This is a genomic window from Candidatus Venteria ishoeyi, assembly GCF_030378065.1.
Taxonomy (GTDB): domain Bacteria; phylum Pseudomonadota; class Gammaproteobacteria; order Beggiatoales; family Beggiatoaceae; genus Venteria; species Venteria ishoeyi.
Map to the genome: position 1 here is coordinate 1 of NZ_JAUCGJ010000009.1, position 18,572 is coordinate 18,572.

Annotated in this window: 21 protein-coding genes; 16 read left to right on the top strand and 5 right to left on the bottom strand. The window is 45.1% G+C overall.

What is annotated here, in order from left to right; all coding sequences use genetic code 11:
- Positions 1 to 193: 193 nt before the first annotated feature.
- Positions 194 to 463 (bottom strand): PAAR domain-containing protein, encoded by a 270-nt coding sequence (locus QUF61_RS04140; protein ID WP_103922546.1) that lies wholly within the window; start codon positions 461 to 463, stop codon positions 194 to 196.
- Between the two features lie 109 nt (positions 464 to 572).
- On the opposite strand from QUF61_RS04140, the gene purE reads away from it, so the two are divergent.
- From purE to QUF61_RS04165, 5 genes are all read left to right on the top strand, one after another.
- Positions 573 to 1,085: a 5-(carboxyamino)imidazole ribonucleotide mutase gene (gene purE / locus QUF61_RS04145; RefSeq protein ID WP_289680620.1), complete on the top strand. Its 513-nt coding sequence runs from the start codon at positions 573 to 575 to the stop codon at positions 1,083 to 1,085.
- Positions 1,086 to 1,099: 14 nt separating this feature from the next.
- Complete coding sequence (locus QUF61_RS04150) at positions 1,100 to 1,672, top strand: L-threonylcarbamoyladenylate synthase (protein ID WP_289680621.1); 573 nt, start codon at positions 1,100 to 1,102, stop codon at positions 1,670 to 1,672.
- On the top strand, positions 1,669 to 1,899 hold the full coding sequence (moaD, locus tag QUF61_RS04155; RefSeq protein ID WP_103922549.1) for a molybdopterin converting factor subunit 1: 231 nt from the start codon (positions 1,669 to 1,671) through the stop codon (positions 1,897 to 1,899). The genes QUF61_RS04150 and moaD overlap by 4 nt, the downstream gene beginning before the upstream one ends.
- A 1-nt stretch (position 1,900) precedes the next feature.
- Positions 1,901 to 2,344, top strand: a complete 444-nt coding sequence (locus tag QUF61_RS04160) for a molybdenum cofactor biosynthesis protein MoaE (protein ID WP_289680623.1) — start codon at positions 1,901 to 1,903, stop codon at positions 2,342 to 2,344.
- 122 nt (positions 2,345 to 2,466) lie between these two features.
- Complete coding sequence (locus tag QUF61_RS04165; protein WP_103922551.1) at positions 2,467 to 2,784, top strand: c-type cytochrome; 318 nt, start codon at positions 2,467 to 2,469, stop codon at positions 2,782 to 2,784.
- On the opposite strand, the gene QUF61_RS18170 is transcribed toward QUF61_RS04165, so the two are convergent.
- Entirely contained in the window at positions 2,720 to 2,884 is a 165-nt protein-coding gene (locus QUF61_RS18170) for a 4Fe-4S binding protein (protein WP_407079422.1), read from the bottom strand. The genes QUF61_RS04165 and QUF61_RS18170 overlap by 65 nt on opposite strands.
- Here QUF61_RS18170 and QUF61_RS04170 point away from each other — a divergent pair.
- The 5 genes from QUF61_RS04170 to QUF61_RS04190 all read left to right on the top strand — a co-directional run bounded on the left by QUF61_RS04170 (position 2,818) and on the right by QUF61_RS04190 (position 8,263).
- Positions 2,818 to 4,089, top strand: a complete 1,272-nt coding sequence (locus QUF61_RS04170; RefSeq protein ID WP_407079423.1) for an FCSD flavin-binding domain-containing protein — start codon at positions 2,818 to 2,820, stop codon at positions 4,087 to 4,089. The two genes, QUF61_RS18170 and QUF61_RS04170, sit on opposite strands and share 67 nt — an antisense overlap.
- 29 nt (positions 4,090 to 4,118) lie before the next feature.
- The gene (locus QUF61_RS04175; RefSeq protein WP_289680627.1) at positions 4,119 to 4,340 is read left to right on the top strand and encodes a hypothetical protein; all 222 of its coding nucleotides are present in this window, start codon (positions 4,119 to 4,121) and stop codon (positions 4,338 to 4,340) included.
- A gap of 1 nt (position 4,341) precedes the next feature.
- Positions 4,342 to 4,941, top strand: coding sequence for a lipoprotein insertase outer membrane protein LolB (gene lolB / locus QUF61_RS04180; protein WP_103922554.1), 600 nt, complete (start codon positions 4,342 to 4,344; stop codon positions 4,939 to 4,941).
- On the top strand, positions 4,938 to 6,626 hold the full coding sequence (locus tag QUF61_RS04185) for a sensor histidine kinase (protein WP_103922555.1): 1,689 nt from the start codon (positions 4,938 to 4,940) through the stop codon (positions 6,624 to 6,626). The genes lolB and QUF61_RS04185 overlap by 4 nt, the downstream gene beginning before the upstream one ends.
- A gap of 95 nt (positions 6,627 to 6,721) precedes the next feature.
- Positions 6,722 to 8,263 (top strand): cytochrome-c peroxidase, encoded by a 1,542-nt coding sequence (locus QUF61_RS04190; RefSeq protein ID WP_289680630.1) that lies wholly within the window; start codon positions 6,722 to 6,724, stop codon positions 8,261 to 8,263.
- A gap of 112 nt (positions 8,264 to 8,375) precedes the next feature.
- Here QUF61_RS04190 and QUF61_RS04195 read toward each other — a convergent pair whose 3' ends face one another.
- Together QUF61_RS04195 and mutL are read right to left on the bottom strand one after the other, a co-directional pair.
- The gene (locus QUF61_RS04195; protein WP_289680631.1) at positions 8,376 to 9,086 is read right to left on the bottom strand and encodes an OmpW/AlkL family protein; all 711 of its coding nucleotides are present in this window, start codon (positions 9,084 to 9,086) and stop codon (positions 8,376 to 8,378) included.
- A gap of 441 nt (positions 9,087 to 9,527) precedes the next feature.
- Positions 9,528 to 11,402 carry a DNA mismatch repair endonuclease MutL gene (gene mutL / locus QUF61_RS04200; RefSeq protein WP_289680632.1) on the bottom strand — a complete coding sequence of 625 codons (1,875 nt, stop codon included), beginning with the start codon at positions 11,400 to 11,402 and terminating at the stop codon, positions 9,528 to 9,530.
- Positions 11,403 to 11,520: 118 nt separating this feature from the next.
- Between mutL and QUF61_RS04205 the strand changes: the two genes are divergently transcribed.
- Positions 11,521 to 12,546: a potassium channel family protein gene (locus tag QUF61_RS04205; RefSeq protein WP_103922559.1), complete on the top strand. Its 1,026-nt coding sequence runs from the start codon at positions 11,521 to 11,523 to the stop codon at positions 12,544 to 12,546.
- A gap of 45 nt (positions 12,547 to 12,591) precedes the next feature.
- On the opposite strand, the gene QUF61_RS04210 is transcribed toward QUF61_RS04205, so the two are convergent.
- Positions 12,592 to 13,197 (bottom strand): Tll0287-like domain-containing protein, encoded by a 606-nt coding sequence (locus tag QUF61_RS04210; RefSeq protein WP_177428710.1) that lies wholly within the window; start codon positions 13,195 to 13,197, stop codon positions 12,592 to 12,594.
- An 88-nt stretch (positions 13,198 to 13,285) separates the two neighbouring features.
- Between QUF61_RS04210 and QUF61_RS04215 the strand changes: the two genes are divergently transcribed.
- From QUF61_RS04215 to clpA, 5 genes are all read left to right on the top strand, one after another.
- Positions 13,286 to 14,980, top strand: coding sequence for an ABC1 kinase family protein (locus QUF61_RS04215; protein WP_289680634.1), 1,695 nt, complete (start codon positions 13,286 to 13,288; stop codon positions 14,978 to 14,980).
- A 118-nt stretch (positions 14,981 to 15,098) separates the two neighbouring features.
- A complete protein-coding gene (locus tag QUF61_RS04220; protein ID WP_103922562.1) occupies positions 15,099 to 15,359 on the top strand; it encodes a hypothetical protein in 261 nt (86 codons plus the stop codon).
- Positions 15,356 to 15,748 (top strand): type II toxin-antitoxin system VapC family toxin, encoded by a 393-nt coding sequence (locus tag QUF61_RS04225; RefSeq protein ID WP_103922563.1) that lies wholly within the window; start codon positions 15,356 to 15,358, stop codon positions 15,746 to 15,748. Before QUF61_RS04220 ends, QUF61_RS04225 begins: the two co-directional genes overlap by 4 nt.
- 136 nt (positions 15,749 to 15,884) lie before the next feature.
- Positions 15,885 to 16,274, top strand: coding sequence for an ATP-dependent Clp protease adapter ClpS (clpS, locus tag QUF61_RS04230; protein WP_289680637.1), 390 nt, complete (start codon positions 15,885 to 15,887; stop codon positions 16,272 to 16,274).
- A gap of 19 nt (positions 16,275 to 16,293) precedes the next feature.
- A complete protein-coding gene (clpA, locus tag QUF61_RS04235; protein WP_289680638.1) occupies positions 16,294 to 18,552 on the top strand; it encodes an ATP-dependent Clp protease ATP-binding subunit ClpA in 2,259 nt (752 codons plus the stop codon).
- Positions 18,553 to 18,572 lie beyond the last annotated feature (20 nt).

Below are 18,572 nucleotides of genomic sequence, written 5' to 3' on the forward strand. Positions count from 1 at the left end.
CAGGATTTTTATTCATTTTCAAGGCGTGAAAACAGGCGCATAGCAAGCTATGTAACTGTTTTCACAACGCAGAAAATGGAGGAAAAGACCAGCCAAGTTGCTGAAGTTATAAAATTCTCACTCCTTAGTATAAGACCGAAGCGGTTTTTTGCACCATCAGTGCAAAAAGAAGCTTACGTCGAATTCAGATTAATTAGCCACCAATTAAAACCGTCGGCATACCCATGGCAATCATATCCGGCGGACCCAGGCACATAGCATTATCCAGCATTCTGGCTGCGGGAAACATACCGATTAACACGGTAAAGGAACCTTTGAGTATAGGGCCGCCGACATGGGGTACCACGACATTGGTCATTGGACAGACGTGCATGTCTAATATCCGTGCGGCAGGCATACTGCCAATTAACACGGTTGGAAAACCGATGATAATAGCACCGCCATGCATGGTAGGATCACCCATTCTTGCTGCTGGAAACCCCACATTACCTCCTTGGACTGGAAATTTAATTCAAAATCCGTATAATCACACGGTTTTATTTTTGTTCAATTTTTTTAGTTTTAGGTGAGTAATGATAGCAAATAAATCGATTTTTGTTGCAGTATTAATGGGTTCTGACTCTGATCTGCCTTTGATGCAAACAACATTGGATACGCTTAAAAAACTCGCGGTTCCTTATGAAGTAAAAATCACTTCGGCCCATCGCACACCAACGGCAACCAAAGAATATGTGGCAGACGCTGAAGCGCGTGGCTGCGGCGTGTTTATCGCAGCAGCAGGTCTGGCAGCGCATTTAGCGGGTACGGTTGCAGGCTTAACCCTGAAACCGGTTATTGGTGTACCGATTGATGCAGGCCCGTTGCAGGGTATGGATTCGTTGTTATCAACCGTGCAAATGCCTGGTGGTATCCCGGTTGCTTGCGTTGCCATTGGTAAAGCAGGGGCTAAAAATGCCGCTTATCTGGCTGCTCAAATGTTGTCACTGGCTGATGAAAACCTGACAGAGCGTTTACATCAGGAACGTGCTGATAACGCGGCTGCGGTGATTGCTAAAGACCAAGCCTTGCAGGCACAACACGCTTAATTCTTAAGCCAGTTTTGAGTCCAACACAGCTACGCCGAGTTTGCCACAGCCTGCGCCGTGGCGGCATTATCGCCTACCCCACCGAAGCCGTGTGGGGGTTGGGCTGTGATCCCCGCAATGCAGGCGCGGTACGGCGTTTATTAGCGCTTAAACAACGTCCTATGCACAAGGGGCTGATTCTGGTTGCGGATAATTTGCAGGTATTATCACCCTGGCTATTACCGCTGCCAGAAAAACTGCGCATTCGCATACAACAGCCATCAGTGCATCCCATCACCTGGGTTTTAGCGGCTCACCCGCGATGTCCGCGCTACTTACGTGGCAAACATGATACACTGGCAGTGCGTTTAAGCATTCATCCAGCCGCGCACAATATGCGGAATTTATGCAGGCAATGGCGTGGCCCGTTGGTTTCTACCAGCGCAAATTTTACAGGTCACGTGCCTGCCCGCAGTTTGTGGGATTTGCGGCGTAGTGGCGTATTAAAACAAGTTGATGATTATTTGCCAGGATTGACAGGCGGTTTATCCGTTCCCAGTGAAATTCGCGATCCTGGTAGTGGTAAGGTGATACGGAGTGGCCTATGATTACAGTGCGGTTTTTTGGCAGTTTGCGGGAACAGGTGGGTTTTGCTGAGCAACAAATCAGCGCAGCGCCTGAACAAACAATAGCGCAGGTATGGCAACAGGTTTGCCCTGATTTCCCCCGACCTGAAAATACACTGAGTGCGTTAAACCAGGAATACATGGACTTTAACACCCCGGTTCAGGCAGGTGATGAAGTGGCATTTTTCCCACCTGTGACGGGAGGTTGATATGTCGGTACAACTGACTGAACAGGCATTTAATCCCTGGCAAATACTGCAAACCCATGAAAGTCAGCTTGAGGCGCGTTATGGCAAGGGGCACTGGGGCGCGGCAAGTCATTTTATTGGCACCATGCGGGATTTAAATGAAGGTGACAGCGTACAGGCCATGTTTCTGGAGCATTATCCCGGCATGACTGAGACCTACCTGAAAAAAATCAGTGATGAAGCCCTGCAACGCTGGGATATTCTCGATACCTTGATCTTGCACCGGGTGGGTACCATTTTACCTGGTGAAAATATTGTTCTGGTAGCGGCCTGGGCCAGTCATCGTGGGCCAGCGTTTGATGCCTGTCGTTATTTGATTGAAGAGCTGAAACATCGCGCACCCTTCTGGAAAAGAGAAACCTTGCCCGATCAAGCACGTTGGGTCAGCGAAAATACACCGGCCTGAATACAAGTTGGTGTTCAGTGACCGCTTCTTTTAGCCGGGATACGACTAAAAGCCACTAATACCTCAATATAAACCATTGATTCCAACAAAAAACCCGTAACAAACCAAAGGATTTCCATTTTATGCGATTTCATTTCCCAGGTTTTGGCATTTTATGCATTTGCTTTAGTTTGCTGAGCATAGCAGAAAGTCAGGCAGAAGATTCACTGACGCTGAATCTGCCGATCATGACTTATAATTGTTTCACCTGTCACGGCGACCGGGGTATCAGCCAGGGGGCTGCTCCTTCTTTGCATAAGCTGCCGGCAAAATATATTCGTCAGACCTTGCTGGAATATCGCGCAGATCGTCGTCCTGGTACAATTATGCCACGTATCAGCAAAGGTTTTTCTCCACAAGAATTGAATGCGCTGGCAAATTATATTGCGCAATTACCCTAGGGCATATCCATGAACAGAAGACATTTTTTACAAATGAGCGGTTCCGGTTTGGTGGGATTACTGGGTTTAGCTGGTTGCACTGAAACCCAAGTACGACCAGGTTTTACAAAAGCCAAAGTTATCGTTATTGGCGGCGGTTTTGCAGGCAGTACCGCAGCTAAACACTTACACCTGTTTAATCCTAATCTGGATATTACCTTAATTGAAGCAAATGCGCGTTATACCACAGGGCCTGGCAGTAACTGGGTATTGGCGGGTTTACGCGATATATCTTCCATCCGTTTTAATTATGTAAAATTAGCGCAAAATTATGGCATTCGTTACGTACAGGATACTGTCACAGCAGTTGATGCGGATAAGCAGCAAGTACACCTGCAAACCGGGGCCAAGCTGGATTATGATCGCCTGATTGTTGCGCCCGGTACGGATTTTCGTTGGGATACCATAGAAGGTTATACGCCTGAGATTGCCAATACTTTGATTCCCCATGCCAGTAAGGGTGCTGCGCAACTGGAATTATTACACAAACAACTGCAAACCATGAAAAATGGGCGGCGGGTGGTTATCTCAGTCCCTGCTGCACCTTATTCCTGCCTGGTTGCACCTTATGAACGTATCAGCCTGATTGCACATTATCTGAAACAGCATAAACCACGCTCCCGGATTTTAGTGCTGGATAGTAAGGATAATTTTGCACAGCAGTCTTTATTTGAAAGTGGCTGGAAAAAACTCTACCGTTATAAGCGCAGAAACAGCCTTATCCAGTGGCGCTCCTTATCCAAGGGCGGTAAAGTCGTGGCTGTGGATGCCAAAAAACAACGTCTGATAACGGAATTTGATCATTATAAAGGCGATGTATTGAATGTCATTCCTCCGCAAAAAGCCGCTGCACTGGCAGATATGATTGGTCTAAGCGATGCCTCTGGCTGGTGTCCGGTAAATCCACAGACTTTTGAATCCACCCAAATACCTAAAATCCATGTGATTGGTGATGCCGCGCAAGCCTCACCGATGCCTAAATCTGCTTTTTCCGCTAACTCCCAGGCTAAATCCTGTGCCGCTACTGTTGCCGCATTGCTGGATGGGAAAACCCTGCCCACACCTTCCTGGCTGAATACCTGTTACAGCCTGATCGGGCCGCAGTATGGCATATCCAACACCATGATTTATCGCCTGGACGCTAAGGGTCAGATATTTGCCATGCCCGATGCGGGTGGCGACAGTCCTGCAAATAGTAATAAACAACTGGAAGCGGTCTATGCTGATAGCTGGTATAACAATATTACGCAGAATAGTTTTGCATAGCTTGGTCAAAAAATTTGTGGATCACGCTCATGCGCCAACAAAAAATCAAAGAAACGCCGGTCATCCGCTTTGACTGGGCAATCAAATATCTCCTCAGAGATAAAGCAAATTTTGATGTACTGGAAGGCTTTTTAGCGGAAGGGAAAATTGAAATGGCTCAGAAAATGCGCAAAGATGGTCTGGAACTTACCTTAATCAGTAAATATACCGGCTTATCAATTGCCGAAATTAAACAATTGGATGTAAATTAAGATGCGCCGTCACTTAATACTTTTTTTATGTCTGTTACTCTTATCCGCTTGCAGTCTCACCCCTGAAAAAACAGAAAATGAACAACAACGGCAACAACAGTGGCTAGCCAAGCAAGCACAACTAAATAAGCTCAGCCACTGGAAAATCAATGGCAGTATTGCAGCCTATTCCCAGCAGGAAGACTGGAGTGCGCGTTTTCACTGGCGACAGCAAAATCAGGCTTATAGCTTACGTTTACATGCCCCTCTGGGACAAGGCATGTTGAATTTAAGTGGTGATGAACAGGGGGTTATCTTAAAAACTGCCCAGCAAACCCTGCGCGCAAAAACGCCTGAAGCCCTGCTTAAAGATGATGCCGGTATCAGTATGCCGGTCAGTTATCTGTATTATTGGATACGCGGCTTGCCAGTACCCACGCAGCCGATAACAGCGCAGCAGTGGAACCAGAAAAATCAGCTTGCAGAACTACAACAAAATGGCTGGGTGATTGAATACGAACGTTATCAACAATGGGACGGGGTATTGCTGCCTAAAAAACTGCGTATTAAAAATGACCAGTACCATGCCAAAATCGTGATTTCTCGTTGGGAATTAAAATGAGCGCACAACCCAGCCTATTGCCTCCGATACCCGCTCGCCATGAATACCGTTTAGTGGGTTTATTATTATTAACCGTTTATGCGGTGCATTGGCCCAATTTACCCATCTGGGGCAGTCAGATTCTTCTGGCTTTGCATTTTCTGCTGTTTCTGCTCTGGCAACCTTTATACAATCTGGATAATTTTTTATCGGCTAAAAAACTGCTGTTATCTGTTTTTTTTATGCTGATTTGCGTTCTATTCATGCATCCCTTGTGGTTATTTATCTGGAAAGTCATATTAGCAGGCTTAATGGCAGGACGTGTATTGCCCGATGTGCGTGGCAGAATGCTGAACCTGACGGGGATTGTTTTTCTGTGTCTATGTCTGTTTATTTTTGATCTGCCACGTTTATTTGCAAATCCCTGGCTGGACAGTGCCTTGTATGAGCAGTTTTTTCTGATAACTCCGGTTTTGATTGCACCGTTTTTCTTGCTTAATGCAGAAAAAGCAGATGGCTTAAACAGTGATATTAACTTTTTTCATGGTCTGATTTTTTCTTTATTATTGATACTGATTGCCCTGGTGACGCTGTGGAGCCTGCAATACGCACCCGTGGCTTACCCGGTGGCGCTGTTTCGCGCTGCCTTATTGCTGACTTTAATCATTTTGTTAATCAGTGCTGTCTGGTTGTTAGCCGGTGCCGGACAATCTCTGCAACAACTCTGGTCGCCGCACCTGCCAGGCAGTAGTAGTAGTTTTGAACAATGGTTGGCAACTTTAAGCCAACCCGGCAGTACCAAAACCATGACGCCAGAGCAGTTTCTGGAATCGGGGCTGCAACAACTCAAGCAGATTCCCTGGATTACCGGCGTAGGCTGGACCTCCAATTATGGGCATGGTGCATTAGGTGATGAAGATCGTTATAAAGCCAGCATCATTGCCCAGTCCCTGGAAGTCGTGGTGTTTGCTCGCCACCCCATACAAGGCAGTTATTACGCGCATATCAAACTGTTGGTACAGTTGCTGGAGCATTTTCACCAGGCGCGGCGGCGTGAAGAAGATTTTGCGCAGCAGGCGCATTTGCAGGCGATTCATGAAACCGGGGCCAAACTCACCCATGACATTAAAAACCTGTTACAGTCTTTATATGCTATTACCTCAGCGATTCAGACCAGCCAACCAGCACACTTTGGTGAAACCCAGCGTTTGCTGCAAGGTCAGTTGCCGCACCTGAGCCAGCGCCTGAAACGTACTCTGGACAAGCTGCAACAGCCATCGCAATCAGTCTATTCCACCACGCCAGTGCGGGTCTGGTGGGATAATCTCTGTGCACGTTATCGTAAACGTGATATTGAATTTACCATGCGTATTATGTGGAATGCCAATATTCCGGAAGAGTTATTTGATAATGTGGTAGAAAATCTGATGGAGAACGCCTTAAACAAACGTAACCGGGAATCTGAACTTGAAATCCGGGTCACCCTGGAAACCACGGAAAACCAGGTTTCCTTAACAGTATGCGATAATGGCAGCTCAGTATCACCAGAAATTGAAAAACAGTTGCTTAATCAACCGGTACCATCCCGTGATGGTTTTGGTATTGGTTTATATCAGGCGGCAAAACAAACCATCCACACGGGTTATCGCCTGCATATCACCCATAATCAAACTGGACAAGTTTGTTTTGAATTGGCTAGCGTATAAAAAATGCTGTAAGCGATGCCTATTTGATTCCTGCAAGTTTTAAAATATGTTTCTTTATTCATCATTCTGCACAGCATTTTTTGGATTTATGTACCATGTTTAGTTTTTATCGGATTACCAATACTGGATTTTACATTGGCCTGCTTATTTTATTATCGGCTTGCGGTGGCGGCGGTGGTGGCAGCCCAACCTCTGAAACACCACTCTCCCCGCAAGCTGATATTACAAGCGAAACACCCGCAGAAACATCACCTATAGTTGCTTCTGTATGGGATCAGCAATTAATGGTCTTGATTCAAGAACATGAATTAAGCGGCGATCCCCGCAAGCAGATTTTTCCTTCAATTGAATCCCCCCTGGCGCAATTAGGACGAGACTTGTTTTTCTCCAAGGCACTCGGTGGTGATGTCGATGTGGCTTGCGTCAGTTGTCATCACCCCATGCTGGGTGGTGCAGATGACTTACCCTTAGCAGTCGGTGTCAGTGCAGAACTGCCTGATGTGCTTGGCCCAGGGCGTAAGCAAGCTGCGGTTGCCGGTTTTTTTGATGGTGGCCCGAATGTGGCGCGTAACACACCAACGGTGTTCAATGCCGGTTTATGGCAAAAGGTTTTGCTGCACGATGGTGGCATTGAACGTTTAGAACAGGGGATACGCAGCCCTGAAACCCAATTTGGGCAGCCCGATCCCAATGTTGGCGCAGACCTGGTAACGGCGCAAAACCGTTTTCCACTGAGTACCTTTTCTGAGATGCGTGGTTTTAGCTTTTTTCCACAACACCTCAGCCATGAATACCGCCAGCAAATAGCCTTGCGTCTCAGTCAGCAAAGTTTGCCCAATTACTGGCTAACAGCTTTTCAGCAGGCTTTTAACAGCGATGCCGGGGCTGAGACCTTAATTGATATAAGCCATATCAGCGAAGCTTTAGGTGCGTATGTTAATTCGATGATTTTTGTGGAATCCCCCTGGAAAGCCTATGTTGAAGGGGATTTAAGCGCACTCAGCGACACTGCCAAACGGGGAGCCATCACATTTTTCAGCAGCCATGAGCAAGGCGGCGGCGCTTGTTTTGAATGTCATCAAGGAGATTTTTTCACGGATGAGGATTTTCATGTTTTAGCCATACCGCAAATCGGGCGGGGCAAAGGGCACGGTATAACGGGTGATGATGATTTTGGACACTTTAATGCCACGAAAAATCCCCAGGATCGCCATGCGTTTCGCACGCCAAGCTTGCTCAATGTCGGACAAACCGCGCCTTATGGACATAGCGGCGCTTATTTGACTTTAGAGGCAATTATCCGTCATCAACTGGATATTAATGCTGCCGTTATTGTTTATGATTATCAACTCTCTGCGCTGTCATCCATACAAGCCGGTATTCAGCAGCAAAATGCCAAAACCAATACTGAAAACGCCTTGGCAGATTTGCAAAAACGTACTGAAGATCAAGAAAAACTGCCGGTTATCAATATGAGCGATGAGCAAATTGATGAACTGGCCGCGTTTCTGCACAGTCTTACCGATCCCTGTATTCTTGATAGAGCTTGTCTGGCTCCCTGGCTGCCTGACAATCATAGCGGTGGCCCGGATCATTTACGCTTGAATGCGGTAAATCAGCAGGGTGACTTGTTGTAAAATCTGAGTGAGGGATTACCCGTCATTTAATACAAAAAACCCGTATTTCACTATAGAAATACGGGTTTTTTTATTTAATTTGAAATCAAATCAAAGCGATATAGGGTTCAGCTTAGAAGCTTTTGCCAACACCGATACCGAATACCCAAGGATTCAGTTTAACTTTGGTTTCAACGATACCTGTATCAGAAGTAATTTTGGCAGTAGGCTCTAAAGCAATGTATTTAACATCAGCATTTAAGAACCAGCCATTGTCCATCATGAAATCTGCACCAATTTGTGCGGTTAAACCGAATTCATTTTCAACTTCAGCTTTAGTAATATTATTCAGTACTGAGCTCAGATTATTATCTGCTTTCTCACTATAGAAAAATGTATAGTTGATACCAGCACCAACATAAGGCTGGAATTTAGCGTCAGGCATGAAATGATATTGTGCGATCAAAGCCGGTGGTAATACACCGGTTTCCATGATTTTGAGGCCTTTAGGTGCAGTGCCACCAGTAGGAACTTGTAAAAGAGGAATACTTTCACCACTCACTTCCACATCATGTTTGGTAGGAATATCAAGCAGTAATTCCACACCCCAGTTTTTGGAGATCATGTAGGTGATGTCGATATCCAGAGTGGCTTTACTTTGCGCTTCCACCGCGCTATCTTTTAACTCAGTACCATCAAGCTTCAGATTTTCACTGGTACCACTAGGTGCAATGTTAATAATACGACCACGAACCAGAATGTCACCGGCTTCATGTGCATAAGCAGGAATGCTGGCGGCAAAAGCGGCAGCAATACTGAGAGAGAGTGCGGTTTTTTTCATCATGGACATCTTTCATTCTCCAGAATTAATCAATATTTACAGTGTGGCATGAATACAACACTATAAAGTGTTTGTTATTAGTCTTAAGAAACTATCTATTGCCTATTTACAGGCTCTTAAGATAGGTTTTAGACACGTTAAAATCTCTAAACGTTGTTATTATACCACTTTATAATGAAATTAATATGCCTATTTGATTTTTTATCACAGATAAACCTTATGGTTATTCAATGGGTGTTCGATATACGTGTTGTTTTTTCTGCCCTATGGTTTAAGGAACGAGGATTTTATAATTCTCGAAACCAAGCTGGCCTTTTTCTCCATTTTCTGCGTTATGCCTGTTTGGACTTAGGCAGTTACATAGCTTGCTATGCGCCTGTTTTCATGCCTTGAAAATGAACAAAAATCCTGCGCCCGGTTTCGGTTCTTATTTCATCCTCGTTCCTAACGTCCACGTAAAAACAATTGATCCAACTGCTGCATATCCAGTTGCACCCAGGTTGGACGACCATGATTGCACTGATTGCTACGCGCGGTATTTTCCATATCACGCAGCAGCGCGTTCATTTCATCCAGACTGAGACTGCGGTGCGCGCGTACTGAACCATGACAGGCCATAGTTGCCAATACCCTGTCCATGTGCTCATGCAAACGTGGACTGTTTTCAAAAGTCATCAAATCTGCAATCACATCGCGCAATAATTGCCCAGCATCGGCTTTGCGTAGTAGCACGGGAATCTGACGTAACAAAAGTGTCTCCGGTGCAGCACGGGAGACTTCAAAGCCTAGTTCAGTAAAAAACTTTGTAGATTGCTCCGCTTGATCAGCTTCCCGCTCAGTGACTGAAATACTGACGGGCACTAATAAATGCTGGCTTTGTATGCTTTGTTTAGCATGTGCTGTTTTCATCTGCTCATATACAATACGTTCGTGCGCTGCGTGCATATCCACAATCACTAATCCTTGAGCATTTTCCGCGAGAATATAAATGCCTTGTATCTGCGCCCGTGCATAACCAAGAGGTGGCAATGGATTTTCCGTTGCTGGCGGTAAATGTACTTTTGCGGCAGCATCTGCGGCGGCACTGGCTTGCTGAAAGAACTGGGTATATTGCTGATTTGCTTCTTTAATTTTCAATGGGTGCTGTCTGGGAAGCGGAAATGGGGTATTTTTTTCAGCAAAATCGGGACGGTCTAAAGAGGCAATATTGGCTTTATTTTCAGATATGCTGGCATTTATTGTATTGGCATTCACAGGCGCGTTGGATAATCCCGGGTTTTGTGCTGTATTTTCCGCTTCAGTGGCTTGCGGGCGGGTTTGTGCCAGACAATCAGTCACTGCACGAAACAGAAAATCATGTACCCAGCGACTTTGGGCAAAGCGCACTTCATGTTTGGTGGGGTGTACATTCACATCAACCTGACTGGGATCAATATCCAGATACAGCACATAAGCCGGATGGCGTCCACCGTATAACACGTCCTGAAAAGCCTGACGCACTGCGTGATTAATCAGCTTATCGCGGATAAAACGTCCATTAAGAAAAAAATACTGCATATCAGCCTGGGCGCGGGAAAAAGTGGGACTTGCCACCCAACCGCTGAGTTTCATGCCGCTTTGCGCTGTGTCCACGCTCAGCGCGGCAGCACTGAAATCCTTGCCACACACTTTGGCAATACGCTGTAGTTTTTCATTATCTTCAGTTGCCGGACGTAAGGATAGACTCAGTTTATTGTGATAATTCAGTTGCAGATTCAAATTGAAACGGCTTAAACCGATACGCCGCACCACATCCTGTAAATGCCCCCATTCGGTTTTTTCGCTGCGCAGAAATTTACGCCGCGCGGGGGTGTTATAAAACAGGTCACGGATTTCAACGCAAGTGCCGACCGGGTGACTGGTAATTTCCGGCTCAGCAGAATGATTAGGTTCCAGCATCATCGCATACGCACGCTCGGCATCAATAAAGTGTGAAATTAGTTTCACCCGTGCAACTGAACCGATACTGGCCAGCGCTTCACCACGAAATCCCAGGCTGCCAATTTGTTGCAAATCACGCAGATTATGAATTTTACTGGTCGCATGGCGGCTAAGTGCTAGTTTTAATTGTTCTGCGCGGATACCATGCCCATTATCGCGCACCCGAATCAAGGCAATACCACCCTGCTCAATATCCACTTGAATTTGACTGGCTCCAGCATCCAGACTGTTTTCCAGAAGTTCTTTCACCACCGAGGCAGGACGTTCAACAACTTCCCCCGCAGCGATCTGGTTGGCAATAGTGGCAGGTAATAAGGTGATAGCGGCAGGTGTTGGCATGGTTATGTCATATCAGTTAAGGTGTGTTAGCTCTATTTTATCAGATTCAGATTTCCTAATTCACTTGCATTCGGTGTAAACTCATTCACTGCTTAAAGACCGCAATTGGCAAATAACCATGTTTTTATTCAAAGTATTTTTAAAAAATTATAAAGCCATTAAACTGGTTCGTGAAAATAAAACCATCGTACTGATATTTCTTGGTTTTTCAGTTTTATTTGCAATCTATATGATGGCATTTGAAGGCTTAAACCTGATTGACAGCTATTATTTTCTGGTCACGACAGCCACGACTGTCGGTTATGGCGATATTTCACCAAAAAGTGATGTGGGCAAACTGCTGGTGACCATTTATATGGTCATCGGCATTGCATTACTGGGATTATTTTTAGGTAAAATAACGGATCTGATGGTTGACATCAGTTCAAAACGTAAAAAAGGTCTGATTAAAATGAAAACCAGGGTCGACTTGATTATTGCCGGTTATCCGGGAGACGAAAAAGTCAGCAACATTATCACTGAATTGCGCAACGATGAAAGATATAAAAAAGCCACAATTGTTTGCGTTAATCGTCTGATTGAAGAAAAATCACCCTGGATGAATGCGCTTGATGTTGATTATGTGCATGGCGTGGCATCAGACATCAGCATACTTGAAGCTGCCGGCATCAAAAACGCCAAAACGGTTTTAATACTGGCTAATGATCCTGGTTCCATCGAATCTGACGACCTCAACACATCTATTTGCGCGGTTATCAGCCGCATCAATCCGACAGTGCGCACCATCATCGAAAAAGTCCGTCAGGACGACATGCTTTTCAAAATCGCCAATGCCGATACCATCGTTGACATTGCCCCCGCCAGCGTACTGGCGCAGGAAATTCTTGATCCGGGGGCCATTGAACTGCAAAATGCAATTTTTTCCACCGATACCCAGGGTACACAGTTCAATTTTACCTATGAAGGCGAGGAAATCCGCTGGAGCGATTTGGCATTATCTATCTTAAAACGTGATGCCATTCCTGAAGGGTTTAAAAATCCTGGCGCAGTAAATTTCAATTTATTACCACGCCAGGAGGATAAGGTGCAGTCACAAGCACTGGTGAAATACCGGGGCATTGAATTGATTAAAGACATGCTTTAGTCAAAAACACTGAAATCTAGCGCATACCCCAAAAAAGTTATGAGATCATTGTTTTGGCGTAATAACTTCATGCACGGAAAAAGCACCGCGAATATCACCCGCCTTAAAACCGGTGGCTTTATCATCGGGATACAGTGCATTAATTTGTTTTTGCACATTGGGAGGAATTTCTGTACCGTGACATTTCAGGCAAACTGGCTGGGTAGGAATGGCTTTCATATAACGGAATTCCTGATATCCTGCTTCTCCTTCCGTAACCAGGCTTGCTTCCATTTTTACCGGATCTTCACCTTTGGCTTTGCGCTGTTCAAAATCCTTCAGCATAGCCATTTCCCATTTATCCGGGGTGTTTTTTGGATTACGCGGTTTCAAACTGATGCGGCTGATGTCCTGTGTCTGTTTTTTAGATACATCATCAGTAATTGTAGCGGCTTTATCATTACAAATTGCCAAGGCAGCCATTGGCCCTCCTGCCTTCATACCTGCGCCTAACTCAGCTTTAAGTGCGCCGCCTAACGCCTTCACCGTATTGCGGTAGTCGGATAATTTTTGGCCAGGAAATTCTTCTGCCACTGCTGATGTTGCATTCAAGCCCAGCATAGTTAGTGTCAACATAGAAAGAATTTTGCTACGATGTGAATTTTTTTTCATGAACATACTCCATTAAGATTCTAAAAAAACCTACATTCTGCGCAACTCAATTTGAGTGCGCCAACCCGGTTTTTCAACTCAAATTTTTATGTCTACAGTGAATAAAGTTTATACCAGTCTGCGCGGCATCAGTTCAGTCATTAAAGACATCGGGCGTTTGCGTGAAATTTTATCAATTTTAATCAAACATGGTTTTGGTGTTTTGATTACCCGTTTGCGCCTGGTGGAAGTGATCGGGGTTAAAAACCTGAGTAAAAATCAGGATGATGCAAACAGTCACTATTCCACATCACAGCGTATTCGTATGGCGCTAGAGGAATTAGGCCCCACCTTTATCAAGCTGGGGCAAATTTTATCCACGCGCCCGGATCTGGCATCCCCGGAGCTGATTAAAGAACTTCAGCAATTACAGGATCAGGTGCCGGAATTGCCCTTTGAGCAAATACAGGCGCAGATTGAGACAGAGCTGGGACAACCACTGGCGCAATTATTCAGTGAGTTTGACCGGCGGGCGCTGGCTTGCGCTTCAATTGCCCAGGTGCATCGCGCAGTATTGGCACGCGAGAAAATTGAAGTCGCAGTTAAGGTGCAACGCCCGGAATTAACCAATCGTATAGAACGCGATTTAAATATTCTATATTTCCTGGCGCGGCGCTCGGAAGTGCTGGCTCCCGACTTGGCACTGATTGATCCGGTGGGCATAGTTCACGAATTTGAAAAAGCGATTTATCAGGAGCTTGATGCCAATCGTGAGTTGACGCATTTACAGCGCTTTCAGGAACATTTTGCCGCATTTCCTGAAGTCAAAATTCCCATACCCTATCCGCAATATTGCAGCCAGCGCATCCTGACACTGGAGTTTATTTATGGTGTGAAAATCACTCTGGCCCCCAAACAGTTTCAACTGAAACCCGAAGAGCTTGGCCCACGCCTGATGCGGGTATTATTTCGCATGATTTTTCAAAATGGTTTTTTTCATGGGGACTTACACCCCGGTAATATTCTGGTGCAGGCAGATGGTCGCCTTGTTTTACTGGATTTTGGCATGGCCGGACGGCTCTCCCGCCCACAACGGGATCATATTTTAGATGTCATGATCGGTATCAGTCAGCAGGATTATGCGCTGGTGGCGCGGGCGTTTTATGACATCGGTATCAAAATGCCGGGAGCCAGTTATGATTATGCCGCCTTTGAGCATGATGTGATTTTAATCATGAGTGAACATTTTGAGGATCGCACCCTCGGCCAGATTGAAATCGGACAGTTTTTTATGGCTTTGGTGCGCGGTGCCATCGCGCATAATATCCGAATGCCGTCAACTTATACCTTATTGTTTAAGGCATTGATGACAGTAGAGGGCATTACTAAAAATCTGATGCCTAATCTGAATTTTATTGAAGAGGCACAACCCTTGGTGCAGGAAGTTCTCGCCCAACGCTATCACCCACGCCGGATGCTGCAAGATGGTGGTTATTTATTACTGAGTATGAGTAAATTACTGCGCCAGTTTCCCGATACGGCAAGACAATTGCTGCACGATGCCGAACAGGGGCGTTTATCATTTCGGGTTGAATTAAAACAATGGGACTGTTGGCTGGAAGAACAGCGTAACCTGCGCCAGAGCATGAGTTTGAGTGTGGGTTTCGGGGCTTCAATTATCGCCGCAAGTTTAGCCCTGGACAGTGGCCCGGAAGGCTGGTTTGGCCTGAACATGCCCTCATTAGTGTTATATGGCATTGGCGGTATTTTAGGGTTTTTATTATTGTTAAGGCATTGGCGGTGATTTCACAGGGTATGCACCTATTTATGAAATATCCGGGTTCAATTATTGATGCCGTTGATTAAAGATATATGAGTCATTATAATGAGTCATATAAAGTAATAAATATGAGTCACTTATCATGAATCAATTAACTGTTCGAGGTTTTGGGCCTGAATTGGCGCAATATATAAAACTGCTTGCTGAAAATGAACATATTTCCTTAAACCAGGCTGCATTACGTTTAATGTTAAAAGGGGCAGCACTGGATAATTCTTCCAATTTATGCCAGCTTGGAAATGCTTTAGATGCATTTATTGGTAGTTGGTCTGCTGAAGAGGCACAGCAATTTGATCAACAAACAGCACAATTGCGACAAATTGATGATGAGTTGTGGCAATGAAATTAATGTTGGATACCAATACTTATTCCGCATTAATGAAAAACGATCAAGCTGTTGTCAACATCGTGCGTTGTGTGGAGAAAATCTTCTTATCAGACATTGTCATTGGCGAGCTTCTGTATGGTTTTCGTAATGGCAATCGTTTTTCTCAAAACCACCAACAACTGAACAGTTTTTTAGCCAATCCTTTTGTACAGGAGTTAGTTGTTGAACGTGATACCGCAGATCGTTACAGTCGTATCCTAATCGCTTTGCGAAAAAAAGGTAAACCGATTCCAAGCAATGATCTATGGATTGCAGCCCATGCCATGCAAAAGGGCTGTGAATTATTATCATACGACAAACACTTTTCTCATGTAGACGGGCTGGCATGGTTACATCCGGGCTAAGAACTCAGTTCTTTGTAAAGTGGAATTTTCAACGTATTGATAAAATCCTTATTCCTAAAGTCCAATGATATAATCTATACGTGACTTTTCCTGAAGTATACCTATATAAACTTCCAACAAAATTAAGTAATAAAAAATGACGACACGATTTTTGCAAAAATTAGAATACAGTGCCTGGGAAGCACAATGCAGTTTGATATTCAATTCCCAACCACCATTTACAGAAGATATTGATGATGATATTGCTGTTCAGGAAGCGCAGCCGAAATTAAAAAAGCCCCAGTTATATAAAGTGGTGCTACTCAATGATGATTATACGCCGATGGATTTTGTGATTGAAATTCTGGAGCGTTTTTTTAATATGAACCGAGAAACCGCCGTGCATGTCATGCTTAATGTACATACCAAGGGCAAAGGGATTTGTGGTACTTTTACCCGTGATATTGCCGAAACTAAAGTCACCCAGGTCAGTGAATATGCCAGTCAACATGAGCATCCCTTACGCTGTACGTTGGAACCCGCTTAAAAGCTTATGAGGTTTGTTGATGTTAAGTAAAGAACTTGAAACCACATTAAATACGGCTTTTCAGGATGCCAGAGATAAGCATCATGAATTTATGACCGTTGAACATTTATTACTGGCTTTATTGGATAATGAGGCTGCGGTACAGGTGTTGCAGGCCTGTAATGTTGAAATTCAACAGTTACGCAAAGAACTTACCCAGTTTTTAGACGACAGCACGCCACGCCTGGGCCATAAAGATGAGCGTGATACCCAGCCGACTATCGGTTTTCAACGGGTATTGCAACGCGCGGTTTTCCATGTGCAGTCTTCCGGTAAAAAAGAAGTCACCGGGGCCAATGTGCTGGTGGCCATTTTTGGGGAACGCGAATCACAGGCGGTGTATTTTCTGGATAAACAGGATGTCAGCCGTCTGGATGTGGTGAATTACATTTCCCACGGCATTTCCAAAGTGGAAAATGTGCAGGACGAAGAACTAGAGCAACAGGAAGAAGAACCCCATCAGGAAACCCAGCCGAAAAAAAATCCCCTGGAAGTGTTTACGGTCAACCTTAATGAACAGGCGATGCTGGGAAAAATTGATCCCTTGATTGGTCGTCAGGATGAAGTTGAGCGCACCCTGCAAATCTTATGTCGGCGGCGCAAAAATAATCCTTTGTTTGTGGGGGAAGCGGGTGTCGGTAAAACCGCAATTGCCGAAGGTCTGGCAAAGTTGATTGTGGATAAAAAAGTCCCAGAAATTCTGGCGGAAAGTATTATTTATGCGCTGGATCTGGGTACTTTGCTGGCGGGTACAAAATATCGCGGTGATTTTGAAAAACGCCTGAAAGCAGTATTAAACCAATTGCGTAAACAACATGGTGCAATTTTATTTATTGATGAAATTCATACCATTATCGGCGCAGGTTCGGCTTCTGGCGGGGCGATGGATGCTTCAAACCTGATTAAACCGGCTTTGGCTTCCGGTGATCTCAAATGTATGGGTTCCACCACCTACCAGGAATATCGCGGTATTTTTGAAAAAGATCGCGCCCTGGCACGGCGTTTTCAGAAAATTGACGTGCCGGAACCTTCGGTGCATGAAACCATACAGATTCTGACTGGATTAAAATCCCGTTTTGAAGAGCATCATGAAATTAAATATGCCAAACAATCTTTGCGTGCGGCTGCGGAATTATCAGATAAATATATCGGTGACAGGCATTTGCCGGATAAAGCCATTGATATTATTGACGAAGCCGGGGCGCGGCAACGCCTGCTGCCACCCTCACGGCGTAAAAAAACCGTAGGATTGCACGATATTGAGCAGATTGTGGCAAAAATTGCCCGTATTCCGCCCAAAAATGTTTCGACATCCGACAAAGATGTGCTGCAACATTTGGAGCGCGATCTAAAATTAGTCGTCTATGGTCAGGATGAGGCGATTAGCAATCTCACTTCTGCCATCAAAATGTCCCGCTCCGGTTTGGGTAACCCGCAAAAACCCATTGGTTCTTTCCTGTTTTCCGGCCCTACCGGAGTGGGTAAAACTGAAGTCACCCGACAACTGGGTAAAATTCTGGGTATCGAACTGATACGTTTTGATATGTCGGAATATATGGAGCGGCATACGGTTTCCAGGCTGATTGGCGCGCCGCCGGGGTATGTCGGATTTGATCAGGGCGGTTTGTTGACCGAAGAAATCAGCAAACATCCCCATGCCGTGTTATTACTGGATGAAATTGAAAAAGCCCACCCGGAAGTGTTTAACTTATTGCTGCAAGTCATGGATCACGGCACGCTGACCGATACCAATGGTCGCAAAACCGATTTTCGTAATGTGATCATTGTCATGACCACCAATGCCGGTGCGGATCAACTTAACCGTGCTTCTATCGGTTTTCAAACCCAGGATCACAGCAGCGATGGCATGGAAGCACTGAAACGTATTTTCAGCCCGGAATTTCGTAACCGTCTGGATGCGATTGTGCAGTTCAAAACCCTGTCGCCAAGCAGTATTGCCCATGTGGTCGATAAATTTATCATTGAGCTGGAAACCCAGCTTGAAGATAAACATGTCACCCTGGAAGTGACGGAAGCAGCAAGAAAATGGCTGGCTAAAAATGGTTATGATCCAAAAATGGGTGCGCGTCCAATGGCACGTTTAATTCAGGAAAAACTCAAGCAGCCACTGGCGGAACAACTGTTGTTTGGTTGTCTGGAAAAAGGTGGGAACCTGCTGGTGGATGAGCAGGACGGCAGCCTGGTGCTGGATTATGAAAATGAGACAATAACGGCTTAAACTAAATGCATAGATAAAGA